This is a genomic window from Pontibacillus sp. ALD_SL1 (assembly GCF_017355605.1).
In genome coordinates, this window is the sequence record NZ_CP062974.1 from 1494697 (window position 1) to 1508773 (window position 14077).

A 14077-nucleotide genomic window follows, 5' to 3' on the forward strand; every position below is an offset into this window, starting at 1 on the left:
CAACGTCAAAAGACGTTGCTCTTTCTTAAAAATATTTGTTATAAAACTCTTGTCTGATCCTCCCACTTAGTTGAGCATATATCCTTGTTGTTTCACTCTTCTCATGTCCCAGCAAGCTTTGGATGATCTCAAGAGGCGCACCATTATTTAAAAGGTGGGTGGCATAACTATGCCTTAATTGATGTGGGTGGATCGTTTTATTTATACCAGCACGTTTTGAGATTCGTTTTATAACGTAACGCATTTGTGCAATACTCATTCGGTGTGGAGAACGTTCTGTCACAAAAATGGCAGGATCATTATCTTCTCTTTCTTCTACATACTTTTTAAGCCAAATGTCACACCTGACGTTAAAATATACTTCTCTTTCTTTATCTCCTTTCCCCCTAACAATTGCTGAAGTACTTCCCCAATTATTACTGTTGCGATCAAGGTTTACAATTTCCCCTATACGACAACCAGTTGAAAACATAAATTCAAATAAGGCTTTTTCCATAGAGGAATAACATGCGTCACGCAAATGTTCAATTTCTCGTTCTGTTAAAAACTTCGGAATTCGTTTTCCTACTTTAGGTTCTTTGATCTGTCTTGCGGGATTACTGTTAATGATTCCTTCTTCATGTGACCAACGGAATACAGATTTTATAAATCGGATTCGATGAGCTAAACTAGATGGTTTTAAGTCTACGCTTAAATCAGCCAAATATTGTTTTAGACCACTTGTAGTAATCTCGTTAATTTGAATATCCCCAAAATAATCTATAAGCAATTTCATTTGAAGTTCATATGCCCTAAGTGTTTGTGACGAAAATCCTTCAATCCTTTTCTCTTGTTCATAAGACTTGGCAGCTTCGGATAACAACATAATAATCACTTCCAATACTTTTTGTTTTAAGGATGTCCTAATCTGTTGGAATTCAGAAATTTCAACCTATAATATGGGATTTAATGTTAAAATAAGTTCGGATATGATTAATAAATAAATCAAGCAGTTTAGTGAAAGAAGAACTGTCCTTTTAATTAAGGTGCATCGTGATAATAGAATTTTTAAAGCGAAGGAATTTAAATAAGGGAGGTCTTTTTAATAAATACGAGAATTATGGGATTAGCTACTGCACTAACGCTACTTCTTTTATGTGCTTGTTCACAAACGAATGAGGGAGAAGCAGTAGCGGGTGGAAAAGAAGAGGGGAAAGATAGTCTTGTTTTATCATTTGAAAACCCTCAAACAAATCAAGAGTTTAAAATTGTGAGAGCCGATAAGCTTTTTGAAGGTTTAAGAGAAAAAATAGAAAAGAACACCGAACGTTCCGAGTTGGATGTGTACAAAGAAGTGGTCATTGATCCCGTATACCAAGATTGTTTTGCGAATGCGGAATATCAGTATATGGCGGATTCCATCCTTTATTCGACACCAAGTGTTTACACCCCTCTGACTACACTGAGTGAAGAGTTTGAGGAAAAACAAGTTGAGGAAACCATAAAGCAAGCGTTAATCAAATCATCTAATCTTCTTCCAACTGAAAAGGAAACAACAGTTTGTGTATTTCCGACTACCAATACAACTGTACCTATGCTTACAGTTGGAGCTGGGAAAATCATAGTTCTATACAACCAATATTATGATGATAATTTAACTAAAGCAGCAATTTCCCACGAATACCATCATAGTGTTTGGACGGAGAAATACTTAAAGAACTATAAGCGATTCACAGTTTTAGACAATATCGTTTTTGAAGGGAAAGCCGTCATGTTTGAAAAGTTGGCATATCCTGATATTGACCACACCCCAATAGATGAAAATTATAAAAAAGAGTATTGGGAAAAAATCGAAAATGATCTTCATACAGTAAATCTAAATAGGGCTTTAGAAATATCCATGGGTGGCAATGGACTGCCTTCTTCTTACGGTTATAGTGAGGGGTATAAGATGGTCCAATCATACCTCAAATTACACCCAGATCTTACACCAGAAGAGTGGACACCTATTAAAGCCCTAGAGATTTTCAATGATGGCAACTATATAGATAATTACCAATAACAAGCTGAGAGTTACCTAAGTAGTACGGTAGGAGTACAAAACATTATGTTGTGCTACAAAATGAACTACATTTTGATGCGAATTTAGCTGGAAAAGGCGTAGTCATTTAAAGGTTTGGAAATTTAGTGGGGCAATACCGATGAAAGTAATTCCTTATTCAACTATCGGGTGCTTTAGTTGAATAAGATAGTACCTAAGCCAAAAAGACCGATTGAGCAATCATTCGGTCTTTTTTTGTGCCTACTGCATATATATTATGTTGTTTATCGTATATTGCTTTTGAGCAATACCAAGACGCTGAGCAGGCGTTAATAAATCCTTTCCTACGCGAGTTTTGAAACAGAAGTTGTAATAGGTCCTTAGGATCGTCATCGCCATTTGAGCGTACTTGGGATTAAAATTGGAGTAAATATAGCTCTTGCCATCACCACGTGCTGTCGTGAGCGGTCTTTCAAGAATAGATAGACGTCTGCGTATCTGCTGTATAAAAGTGTTGGTGGCGTTATCATTGACGTTCATTATCATGTTGGCAATTTCTTTTGGTTCCAAAGCAGAAAGATTTGTCTTGCAGTCAACCCAGCGTCTACCTTTATCTATGGTGGCTAGCGGATGTTGAATAGGATTATCAGCGAATTCAAAATGTGTGCCCGTCAATGTCGTTACCTCTTTATGAAAACAGTGGTGTTGAAACAATTCTTCTAGTTGTAAAAACGCAAGTTTCTTCAAAGAGTTTGTATCGTAGTCTCGTTTGCTCCCCCAATCCAGCAAATCCAATCTAGCCTCAACAAATTCTTCACGAGCTTGCTTTCTTGTTTTTGTTTTATCTGCTTGGCAGAGAAAATGATGGGCATCCGATTGTTTTATCTCTTTTGCGAAGACACGGTTTATCGACGTTGCGATAGATGAGTCATCATCTGTAACGAATCGCCATTCTTGAGCATTTACAAGCTGTTTGATGAGCCACAGATGAGCGATGGTGGTGTAAGTAGCCCCTACTTGGAGTCCGTCCATGTATTGAGATCTACGGTCAAACCTGGACATCTCAGCACGAAATTGTGCATCATCCTGGGTATCATTGGTTGTCGGTGGCTGCGGAAAGTGAGAATACCTTGGGAATCGAGCGTTCTTTTTCGCAAATTCATTGAGATGGTCCTCTTTTTGTAACACTGTGTCTAACGCTACGTCTCCAAGTGATATCGTCCAATCATAAGCTACATCCGAACGGAAAACATACCGACTATGAACGTCAGATGATACTACCACATTTGTAGGAAATTGACTTTCTTCTACATCACTATAATGACTTCCGCCCATACCTTTTTGACGAACGTTGTTAAGAAAGTAGGTCATCTTATCAGTATTAATCCACGCCTCCGTAAACACCTTCTTTTGAAGTTGCTTTGTTTCGTGTCTTTCTAAGAATTCCAAGCATCTGCGATAGAGAAATTCCAGCTTGTCATAGTAGGTGCCTCTCCCTATCTCTAAGATCTCGCAAGTTCTTGTGATCGGAACTCTGCTTAATAACAACCTCATAAACAAGGGCAATATGTCGCTCCTTTGTTGGTGATAAGTGATAGCTTGCCTCCCTTTGGGCAGGACGTTTGTGAATTTCTTACATGTTTTACATTGATAGCGTTTTGATTTCGCTTTGCTGGTACCTCTTTTATAGAATTCTTTCGGGTTATGAGAAGGTGTGGTCCCATAAACGGCGCAGTCCTCTTTATGGAAGGTATAATGTGGCTCTTGCTCTCGAACAGAATTGATACGAACTAATCGTTCAATTTCTTCTGCTATTGACCAGTTGGATAGAGTGTTGGTATAACATCCTAGTACAGCCCCGCCTTTATATCCAGTGGGAGCATCATTGCATTTAATGGATTTTTCTGTCCCTGATCCTGTTAAACGATATCGGCTGGATTTTCTTTTGGTCTCGAACTTCACTTGAGATGTTCCGTGCCATAAGCAATATGGATTCCCGCAATGGTTGTATTGAATTTGGTGTTCGATTCCATGTAACCTAAATCGAATAGGCTGATACAATAACTCACTATGCCTTGTACCAAATTGCTTGGGAGTCAGTCGTTGATAATCTCTGTTTCGGTTTTCAATTTCAGCAATGGTAAGAGGAGAAAGAATGTTCATTACGTTATCTTCTTTGGTAGCGAGACGTTTGAAGGTTGCCATTTACTTCGCCACAACCCTATCTTCTATATCAAGCTGTTGAATGAGTCTGCGATTGTTTCGTTTGCTATCAATCCACTCAATAAAATCTTCATCCTCCAGGATATTTAGGAGGAATTCATTCACAATTTCGCTTTCGGTATGTTCCGTGTACTCAGCATAACTTTTCACGACTGCCCTAGCCCGTTCAGATATCAACCAATCAACGTTTTCTGAGTTTAAGTTCTTCGGTTTAATAAACTTCATTTATCACCGCTCCTATTAATTTCGCACTAAGATTAGTATAACCAATTCGCATACGTTTTAGCACCCCAATTCACAGGAGTCTGTTGGCTAGCAGACTCCTGCGAATTGTATTGCGAAATATAGTGCGAATCTGCATGCGAATATAGCAAAAACCCTTTAATATCAGGAAAAACAAGAGGTCCAATTCCTATGCGAATTGGACCTCTATTTGGTGTGTTATTCTATTGTTTGTGCTCCAAAACCGAACCCGTTATTGGTGATCCAAGCTCTTTTTTTATTAATTACAACAGTCACCATCCTCATGCGGAAGAACTGACTGACCCTCTATTTGAATAGTGGAGTGGGTAATGTGATAGTCGGTTTTTAATAAACCAACGGCTTTTTGTAGTAAAAGGTCTCGTTCACAATCGTGATCGACTACAATGTGACAACTTAAAGCAGGAAATTCGCTTGTAATGGACCACACGTGTAAATCGTGAACATCTACAACATTAGGTAATCCCTTTAGGGAGTTATGCAGTTGTTCTACATCAATTCCTTTTGGCTTACCTTCCATTAATACATGGAAAGAATCTTTTGCCACGCGGTAACCGCTCGTTATAATAAGTAAGGCTACAAGCACACTTGCGATTGGGTCTGCAATATTCCAGTTAAAGAAATAAATAAGAAGTCCAGCGATAATAGCACCAACAGAACCAAGCAGATCTCCTAAAACGTGCAAGAAGGCGCTACGAAGATTTAGATTTTCCTCTGTATCTCCTCTCATTAAGATCCAAGCTACAAGTATATTAACAACTAGACCAATAAAGGCAACAATCATCATTCCCATACTGACGTTTGGTGGATCTAGAAAGCGTTGGTAAGCTTCCCAAAATATATAAAGGGAAATGACGATTAAGGTTACCCCGTTTAAAAATGCTGCTAAAATTTCGAATCGTTTATATCCATACGTTTTTGCGTTGCTTGCTGATCTTTCTCCAATTTTAAACGCCACTAAACTTAATCCTAGTGCTGCGGCATCACTTAACATGTGGCCAGCATCGGATAGAAGAGCCAGGCTGTTGGTTATAAGACCGCCTATTACTTCAACTATCATAAATCCAAATATAAGAATAAAGCTCCATAATAAAGCTGTTTTATTAGCTCCGTGTGTGTGGTCATGTCCGTGGTCGTGAGAATGCCCCATGAGTGTACCTCCTGTTTATATGTGTTTTGCGTGTTCAATTGCCTGGTTTAATAAATGGAATACGTGATAATCCTCAGGCGAGTAATAATATGTTGTCTTATGCCTTCTATATTTGATGAGACGTTGCTGTTTTAAATAGCGTAGCTGGTGAGAAACGGTGGATTGTTGCAGGTCTAAAGTTTCTGCTATCTCATTAACAGAACATTCCTTGTGAAATAACAAATGCAAAATGCGTAATCTTGTTGGATCTGATAGTGCTTTAAATGTTTGAGTTGTTTTATTGAGCGTCTCCTCATGCAAATCATAATCATGGTTACTCATGCACATCCCCCTATATATGGATATATGATCATATATTCATATTAACTTCTAAAGCTAAATCATTGAATCTATCGTATTGTTTCCCCAAAAACAAGCAAAATATGCTGAAAAATTTAAATCATAATTGTGATCAGCGCTTCTTCGCCAAGTATCTCCAATATGTGGTTCGTTCTTATACAAAGGTTAGGGATGCTTGTCTACCATTGGGGGGATTTTACGAACGAAACTATCTTTCCTGCATACTGTATATTGATAGAATAAAGATAAAGAAAAGAGAGGTATGTCTATGCATTATCAGTGTGATCGATGTTGTGTGTTGTCTACTGAGAATAAGCAATGTCCTGCTTGTGGCCATGTTGATTTAAAGCCAATTAAAATTGAGGTCCATAACAATTCACAAGAGAAAAAGTAAGTCTTAGGGGCGTGCCCTGGTAGGATGAATTTATTAAATCAGGTACGCCCTTGTTTACATTAAAGGGGGATGGGGTATGAGAAAGTCGTTATTGTTCGGATTTGTTCTTATGCTTGCGATTGTATTTTTGTCCTTTAAAACGGTACAAGCAGGTCAAGACAGAAACGTCGAATGGCAACAGATTCTCAAAGAAGCCCATCAAGTTCAGTCAGAACATGCTTCGAGACAGTCTACTTATAGTGAGATCCGAAGTTCTTTTATCAAGTTGTTTACCAAAGAGAGCATGATGACGGTCTTTACAGAGCATCTTATTATGGATGGAGAAATGTTTCAATTTGGCACAACTGACTTTTCGCCTTACGTAATTCCAAAGGATATAGGAAATTTCTCAGTAATAAAAAAGCAAAAACATCAAATTATTATTAAAGAAGAAAAGAAGGAAGTAACCGAGCTCTTAGGTGAGAGTGAAATTAGAAGAATCATTACGATTTCCAAAACGGGTGAAGGATGGCGGATCTCAAAGCTCGATTGGGATAAAGAGGTGTAAGTTATGTTATCGTTTTCTTATAGATTGTGTTATAATATTCTTCGGGATTTATAGAGCATATAACAATTGCTTACTCCTCCGTGTGTGAACAAGAAGGAGTGTACGAACGTATGATTAGTTTGCAAAGAGAAGAATTAGAGAAATATTATGTAGGAGAATTAATGATTCCCTCAGAGATTGTAGCTCACGTTCAAGGAGGAAACCCTCTTGAACACGCGCTATTAGTTCTTGTGAAATCAGGATATTCTGCTGTTCCAGTTCTAGATGCAAAATACAGATTACAAGGAACCATTAGTAAAACAATTATTATTGAAAATATGCTAGGAGTAGAGCAATTTGAGCTCGACAAACTATCTTCAGTACGCGTAGAAGAAGTTATGAATACAGATATTCCGTGTTTAAAGAAAGAGGATAGTTTTTCGAAAGCGTTAGGGGAAGTAGTCAACCATCCATTCGTATGTGTAGCTGACGAGAATGGGTATTTCGACGGAATTCTAACAAGAAGAGCCATCTTAAAACCATTAAACAAACACTTTCACACTTATAACAATAAAATGTAGCATGTAAGAGGTGTTCTCTTTGAGGACGCCTCTGTTTTTATAGATAGGAGGTGGGTTGTTTGGAAGCGCATACATCGGTGGCCCCAAACCAGAAGAAGTCTAAAAGACCCTTCGTACTCGCTTCTATTATGCTAGGGATGTTTTTGGCAGCGATAGAAGCTACAATTGTCTCTACAGCAATGCCGAGTATTGTCGCAGCGCTTGGAGGGTTTTCTCTATATAGTTGGGTGTTTTCAGCTTACTTATTAACAAATGCCAGCACGGTTTTAATTTTTGGGAAACTTTCTGATTTGTTTGGGAGAAAGCCTATATTCTTAATTGGAATAAGCTTATTTTTAACGGGCTCCTTGCTATGTGGCTTTGCTACTTCAATGACTACTCTGATCGTATTTCGTTTTCTACAAGGAATCGGAGCAGGAGCACTTATGCCCATCGCATCTACGATTGTAGGAGATCTTTATACCAAAGAGGAACGAGCCCAAATACAGGGATATCTTTCAAGTGTATGGGGGATATCAGCTGTAACAGGTCCTGCTCTTGGTGGTTTTTTTGTAGACTATTTAAGTTGGCGTTACGTGTTTTGGATGAACCTTCCTTTGGGGATATTAGCTATAATTGGAGTAGTATGGTTCTTCCATGAGAATGTAGAGAAAAAGAACCATTCAATTGACTTTGCAGGTTCAGCTATACTGATGATCGGGATATCATCCTTAATGGTCCTTCTAGTAGAAGGGGGGATAGGTATACCTTGGCAATCTCCGTTTGCTCTAGGGTTATTACTGATCTTTGGCATATGCTTGGTCGGTTTTTATATTCAAGAAAAGCGTGCGCTTGATCCAATGATGCCATTTTCTATATGGGAATACCGCTCTATTACGATTGCAAATGTAACATCTCTTATTACGGGGATTATTCTAATAGGTGTATCAAGCTATCTTCCGGCTTTCGTGCAAGGAGTTATGGGGATGTCGGCAACCGTTGCTGGTTTTACGCTCACCACAATGTCCATTGGATGGCCTATTTCCTCTATGATTGCAGGTCGCTTGCTGCTGAAAATCGGATTCCGTGCAACTTCTCTAATTGGAGGGGGAGCATTGGTTGTTGGAGGAATCTTCTTCTTCCTTTTATCTCCTGACAAGGGTCCTATCTGGGCAGCGTTAGGCTCGTTCTTCATTGGAATAGGTATGGGAATGTCAACTACTTCATTTATTGTCTCTATTCAAAGTACAGTTGACTGGAAGACAAGAGGGATCGCAACGGCCTCTAATATGTTTATGAGAAGTATTGGGAGTGCAATTGGGGCTGCAATTCTTGGAGGGGTGCTAAATAGTGTCATTCAGACGACGATTCGAGAGAAACAGTTAGACGAATCGGTCACACTTGATACGGTTAACCAACTGCTAGACAGAGAAGGAAGAGCTAGTTTGTCATCTAGTACACAAGTTGCGCTGAAAGAGGCTCTAACACTCGGGTTACACCAAGTATATTTAGGCATATTGGTTTTGGCAATTATCGCTCTAGTATTGATATTATTTTTGCCAAAAGGTGAAAAAACCTAATGCCTTGTCACCCCCTCTTGAGTCTGATAAAGTAGTGAAATAACGTTGTACTACATAAAGGAGGAGCAGCCATGGAAATGATGGATGCAAACGAAATTATTTCGTTTATTTCAAATAGTAAGAAATCTACACCAGTGAAAGTATATGTTAAAGGAGAGAACCTGAAGTCAATTGATTTTGGCGAAACGGTTAAAGCCTTTGTGGATAATGAAACAGGTGTTCTATTCGGTGAGTGGAAAGATGTTGAACCTGCACTTGAAAGTAACAAAGGTTCTATTGCAGATTACGTGATTGAAAATGATCGTCGTAACTCTGCGATTCCAACACTTGATCTTAAGAACGTAAATGCTCGTATTGAGCCTGGTGCAATCATACGTGATCAGGTTGAAATTGGTGACGGAGCCGTTATTATGCTTGGCGCTGCCATTAATATTGGTTCTGTAGTAGGCGAAGGCACAATGATCGACATGAATGTTGTGCTTGGTGGACGTGCTACAGTCGGTAAGAACTGCCACATCGGTGCAGGCGCTGTATTAGCGGGTGTTATTGAACCACCTTCTGCTAAACCAGTTGTAGTAGAAGATGAAGTAGTAGTTGGTGCTAACGCTGTCATTTTAGAGGGTGTAACAGTTGGTAAAGGATCTGTTGTAGCAGCAGGTTCAATCGTAACGCAAGATGTTCCTCCAAATACAGTTGTCGCAGGCACACCTGCTAAAGTCATCAAAGAAATTGATGAGCAAACTAAAGGGAAAACAGAAATTAAGCAAGAATTGCGCAAACTAGATAATTAATGAACTTTTATGAGGTTCTCCTTAGGGAGAGCCTCATTTTTAAAGAGGTGACAAGAGATGAATAGTGAAGCTTTACAAAAGGTTCGCAGAGATCTTCATAAGATACCTGAACTAGGTTTTCAAGAAAAGAAGACTCAAGAGTACCTACTCCAATTTATTGAAGAATTACCGCAAGATTATATTGAAGTTAGAAAGTGGCGTACAGGACTACTCGTTAGAGTGCAAGGGACAGACCCTTCAAAGACGATTGCCTACCGAGCTGACATTGATGGACTTCCAATTGTAGAAGAAACAGGTTATAGCTTTGCTTCGACTCACGAAGGCCAGATGCACGCTTGTGGTCACGACTTCCATATGACAATTGCGCTTGGAACGCTTACACGATTAGCGCAATCTCCAGCCCGTGAAAATGTTTTATTTCTATTCCAACCTGCAGAGGAGAATCCAGGGGGCGCATTACCCATGCTTCAAAGTAAAGAGATGAAAGCATGGTGGCCAGATGAAATCTTTGCCTTACATATTGCTCCTGAACACCCAGTAGGCACTGTGGCCACTAAAGAAGGTTTGCTATTCGCAAATACAAGCGAGTTGTACATTGACTTTAAAGGAAAAGGTGGCCACGCTGCGTATCCGCATTTAACGAGAGATATGGTTCTTGCTGCAAGTCAGTATACGGTACAAGCTCAGTCCATTGTGTCCCGAGCTGTTGATCCTCTTGATTCTGCTGTTGTGACAATCGGGAAGATTACAGGGGGAACAGTACAAAATGGTATTGCGGAAACAGCTCGCTTAGAAGGAACAATGCGAACGTTTAAAGCTGATACCATGAATCTCTTAAAGAATAAAATTGAAGGTTTAGCTAAAGGGATTGAACATAGCCACGAATGTGAAATTTCAATTGATTATGGTTCTAATTATTATCAAGTTAAAAATGACGGAACCTTCATGCAACCATTCCAGAGAATCGTCGAGGATCTGGGATATGCGTTTGTCGAGTCGAAAGCAGCCATGACAGGAGAAGACTTTGGTTATATGTTAAAAGAAATCCCTGGCTTTATGTTTTGGCTTGGTGTTGATTCTGAATATGGCCTTCATAATGGAAGTTTAAAGCCAAAAGAAGAAGCACTAGAAGTAGGGGTTAATGTTGTAGAACGGACTATCAGATCTCTGTAAAAAGCAATACGTATACCCAAACTTAATGTGGATACACTACTCCTTGAAGGACTCGTTCCTAACTAAAAAGGAGGTGGGTTACTTTGGCACGAATTGGTGTAGAAGGTACCCTTTCTGACGTACGTGAAGCTTTACAATCAAAAGGTCACGATATTGTTGAATTGAAAAGTGAGCAGGATACACAAGGCTGTGACTGCTGTGTTATTTCCGGTCAAGATAAAAATGTAATGGGCATGGCTGATGCAGCTATGCAAGGATCCGTTATTAATGCGAACGGGATGACAGCAGATGAAGTTTGCCAAGCTGTAGACTCTCGCGGCCAGCAACAATAAGGAATAGCTGAGCCACTATTGTGGTTCAGCTATTTTTTTTCCTTATTGGACGTTGCGTTTTCCTCTTAAATTCTAAGGGTAGAAATTCGTGATAGGAGATTGGTGCTGTAAAGGGAGAGTTCTGATGATTACATTAAATTTATTTTTAGTAGCCCTACTTATTGTTTTAACTGCTTTTTTTGTTATTAGCGAGTTTGCCATTGTCAAAGTACGGAGGTCTAAGATCGAATCGAGAGTTAAAGAAGGCGACAAAAAAGCAGAATCTGTTCTTCATTTATTAGACCGTTTAGATGATTATTTATCTGCCTGTCAACTGGGTATCACCATAACCTCACTAGGTCTTGGGTGGTTAGGTGAGCCCACTGTTGACAAGCTATTACACCCTTTAATTGAACAATCCCCTGTTCCTGAGGCGTTAAGTCATACGATCTCATTTGCGATTGCTTTCTTCATTATTACATTCTTACACGTTGTTCTAGGTGAACTGGCCCCAAAGACGATTGCCATTCAAAAAGCAGAAGCAGTAACACTAGTTATAGCTAAGCCGCTTATATGGTTTTATAAGATCATGTTCCCATTTATATGGTTGTTAAATGGAAGTGCAAATGTATTAACAAGGATGCTTGGTTTTGCTTCAGCGAATGAATCAGATGAAGTGCATTCAGAAGATGAGTTAAGACATATTTTGTCGGAAAGTTATGAACAAGGTGAAATTACACAAACGGAATACAAGTATGTAGACCGCATTTTTGAATTTGATAATAGGACTGCCAGGGAGATTATGGTGCCTCGAACAGAAGTAGTCGTTGTAGATATAAATGATACGATGAAAGATAATATGGAAATCATGCGTGACGAGCGGTACACTAGATACCCTGTTATCAATGAAGATAAAGATGATATTGTCGGTGTGATTCATATGAAAGAACTGTTTTATGATGATTGCGACGATTCAAGTGACATTTTATCTTATGTAAGACCTGTACCGAAAATCTTCGAAAATGTGCCCCTTAGGGATTTGTTGCTAAAGATGCAAAAAGACCATATTCACTTAGCTGTTCTTGTTGATGAATATGGTGGAACATCTGGTATTGTAACGGTAGAAGATATTTTAGAAGAAATTGTTGGTGAGATTCGTGATGAATTCGATTACGAAGAAGAATTACCTATCGATACGCTTGAAAATGGACATAAATTGTTAGATGGGAAAATGGCCATTCAAGATGTAAACGATTATTTTGACCTTGAACTTGATCATGATGAAGTAGACACAATATCTGGTTGGTTTTTAACTCAAAATATTAATGCAGTAGAAGGTACGGAGATTGATGTAAGCGGCTATCGTTTGAAAGTCAAGGAAATGGAAGATTCTCATATCCAAAAAATAGAGTTATGGAAAATAGAAAGGGAATGAGTATTTTGCTCATTCCCTCTTTGTATTAGCTTTCTTTTTTCTCAATATAAACTTGATGTGGGAATGGAATTTCAATTCCTGCTTCATCAAATGCTTCTTTCATGCGTTTTCGTAAGTCACGCTCAACAGCCCATTGCTGCATGTTTTCCGTTTGTCCAAGAACTCGGAGGACAACATCAGAAGAGCCAAGGCTCTGAACACCCAGTACGTTTGGACCGTCTTTGAAACGCTCATCATTTTGAGCGAATTCATCACATACATTTTGTAGTACCTGCATAGCTTCATCAATGTTCTCATCGTAGGCAATACCAATATCAACAAGCGCGCGCATATTCCCGCGAGAATGGTTACTAACCGTAGAGATGTGACGGTTCGGCACAAAGTTTAATGTCCCGTCAAAGCTTCTAATCTTCGTTGTACGAAGACCAATCTCTTCCACAACACCATTCATTCCACCAGCTGTTACATACTCATCCACCTCAACTTGTTTCTCTAACAATAGGAAGAAACCAGTAACAACGTCACTAACAAGACCTTGAGCACCAAAGCCGATAGCCAAACCAATAATACCAGCCCCGGCAATTAAGGGAGCAAGGTCAATACTTAGAAGTCCAAAAATCGTTGCAATAAGGATGAAACCTAATAAATAAGAGTAAATATTAAGCATGAGCTTTTCTAACGTTTTCGCTCTAGCTTCAGTTAGCTTTTGGTTATTTCCCGCTTTATAAAGAGAACGCTGAATAAGCTTCTTCCCAATCGGCGAAATAATTAAGTAGACCAGTAAAACAAGTACAATTTTTAGTGCAATTGTTGCGATGTTGACAAAGTCAATATCATTTAAAAAATCAGACATCGTATACTCCTTTCGACATAAACAGTACAATTTTTCAATACGTTTTCTATCATACCTTAAGGTGATAGATTCCATCAAATAGAAAATGTTTATAGAAGCGCATACAGTAAGGATGTTCCATATAAGCCCCCTTATATGGAACACTTGAAGCTTAGACATTTTAGTATGGAAAGGGCCGTTACGATTATGAGTGCTTGGGCTTGCTCGGGGACAACTCGCTTTCCTGCGGGGAGCTGGGAAGCCTCCTCGTTCGCTTGCGCTCTCTGTGGGGTCTTTCCTAGATTAAAAGTGCAGGAGTGGTGCTTAGGACCGTACGGATAAGACAGCTTTTTGGAAAAGGCGTTTAGCCTTTGGAAAAAAGATGACTTATCACGCTAGGTCCTCCACTCCAGAACTAGATAGGCTCCTTTTCCCGCGGGAGTCTCGCAGTCCCCGAGCAAGCCCTGGCTTTAAAGAGGTGA

The 14077-nt window shown here is 39.2% G+C and carries 15 protein-coding genes; 9 read left to right on the top strand and 6 right to left on the bottom strand.

Annotated features, from left to right (window positions below):
* Window positions 1-25: 25 nt before the first annotated feature.
* A complete protein-coding gene (locus IMZ31_RS07555; RefSeq protein WP_207529938.1) occupies window positions 26-865 on the bottom strand; it encodes a tyrosine-type recombinase/integrase in 840 nt (279 codons plus the stop codon).
* A 234-nt stretch (window positions 866-1099) separates the two neighbouring features.
* Here IMZ31_RS07555 and IMZ31_RS07560 point away from each other — a divergent pair, with 234 nt between their 5' ends.
* Window positions 1100-2041 carry a DUF2268 domain-containing putative Zn-dependent protease gene (locus tag IMZ31_RS07560; protein ID WP_207529939.1) on the top strand — a complete coding sequence of 314 codons (942 nt, stop codon included), beginning with the start codon at window positions 1100-1102 and terminating at the stop codon, window positions 2039-2041.
* Between the two features lie 240 nt (window positions 2042-2281).
* Here the strand turns inward: IMZ31_RS07560 and IMZ31_RS07565 are convergent, their stop codons facing one another.
* The 4 genes from IMZ31_RS07565 to IMZ31_RS07580 form a co-directional block, all read right to left on the bottom strand.
* On the bottom strand, window positions 2282-4225 hold the full coding sequence (locus IMZ31_RS07565; protein ID WP_207529940.1) for an insertion element protein: 1944 nt from the start codon (window positions 4223-4225) through the stop codon (window positions 2282-2284).
* A complete protein-coding gene (locus IMZ31_RS07570; protein WP_207529941.1) occupies window positions 4226-4468 on the bottom strand; it encodes a hypothetical protein in 243 nt (80 codons plus the stop codon). It lies immediately after the preceding gene.
* A gap of 277 nt (window positions 4469-4745) precedes the next feature.
* Window positions 4746-5654, bottom strand: a complete 909-nt coding sequence (locus tag IMZ31_RS07575) for a cation diffusion facilitator family transporter (protein ID WP_207529942.1) — start codon at window positions 5652-5654, stop codon at window positions 4746-4748.
* A 15-nt stretch (window positions 5655-5669) separates the two neighbouring features.
* Window positions 5670-5975, bottom strand: coding sequence for an ArsR/SmtB family transcription factor (locus tag IMZ31_RS07580; protein WP_207529943.1), 306 nt, complete (start codon window positions 5973-5975; stop codon window positions 5670-5672).
* Between the two features lie 286 nt (window positions 5976-6261).
* Here IMZ31_RS07580 and IMZ31_RS24640 point away from each other — a divergent pair, with 286 nt between their 5' ends.
* The 8 genes from IMZ31_RS24640 (at window position 6262) to IMZ31_RS07615 (ending at window position 12763) form a co-directional block, all read left to right on the top strand.
* Window positions 6262-6387 carry a hypothetical protein gene (locus IMZ31_RS24640; RefSeq protein ID WP_256438026.1) on the top strand — a complete coding sequence of 42 codons (126 nt, stop codon included), beginning with the start codon at window positions 6262-6264 and terminating at the stop codon, window positions 6385-6387.
* A gap of 76 nt (window positions 6388-6463) precedes the next feature.
* Entirely contained in the window at window positions 6464-6934 is a 471-nt protein-coding gene (locus tag IMZ31_RS07585) for a DUF3993 domain-containing protein (RefSeq protein WP_207529944.1), read from the top strand.
* 110 nt (window positions 6935-7044) lie between these two features.
* Window positions 7045-7494 carry a cyclic-di-AMP-binding protein CbpB gene (cbpB, locus tag IMZ31_RS07590; protein WP_036780983.1) on the top strand — a complete coding sequence of 150 codons (450 nt, stop codon included), beginning with the start codon at window positions 7045-7047 and terminating at the stop codon, window positions 7492-7494.
* Between the two features lie 128 nt (window positions 7495-7622).
* A complete protein-coding gene (locus IMZ31_RS07595; protein WP_207530337.1) occupies window positions 7623-9053 on the top strand; it encodes an MDR family MFS transporter in 1431 nt (476 codons plus the stop codon).
* Window positions 9054-9124: 71 nt separating this feature from the next.
* A complete protein-coding gene (gene dapD / locus IMZ31_RS07600; protein ID WP_207529945.1) occupies window positions 9125-9844 on the top strand; it encodes a 2,3,4,5-tetrahydropyridine-2,6-dicarboxylate N-acetyltransferase in 720 nt (239 codons plus the stop codon).
* 57 nt (window positions 9845-9901) lie between these two features.
* Complete coding sequence (locus IMZ31_RS07605; protein ID WP_207529946.1) at window positions 9902-11017, top strand: N-acetyldiaminopimelate deacetylase; 1116 nt, start codon at window positions 9902-9904, stop codon at window positions 11015-11017.
* An 83-nt stretch (window positions 11018-11100) separates the two neighbouring features.
* Window positions 11101-11349 (top strand): YkuS family protein, encoded by a 249-nt coding sequence (locus tag IMZ31_RS07610; RefSeq protein WP_188656206.1) that lies wholly within the window; start codon window positions 11101-11103, stop codon window positions 11347-11349.
* 124 nt (window positions 11350-11473) lie between these two features.
* Window positions 11474-12763 (top strand): hemolysin family protein, encoded by a 1290-nt coding sequence (locus IMZ31_RS07615; RefSeq protein ID WP_371825488.1) that lies wholly within the window; start codon window positions 11474-11476, stop codon window positions 12761-12763.
* Between the two features lie 25 nt (window positions 12764-12788).
* Here the strand turns inward: IMZ31_RS07615 and IMZ31_RS07620 are convergent, their stop codons facing one another.
* On the bottom strand, window positions 12789-13616 hold the full coding sequence (locus IMZ31_RS07620; protein ID WP_207529947.1) for a mechanosensitive ion channel family protein: 828 nt from the start codon (window positions 13614-13616) through the stop codon (window positions 12789-12791).
* Between the last annotated feature and the right edge of the window lie 461 nt (window positions 13617-14077).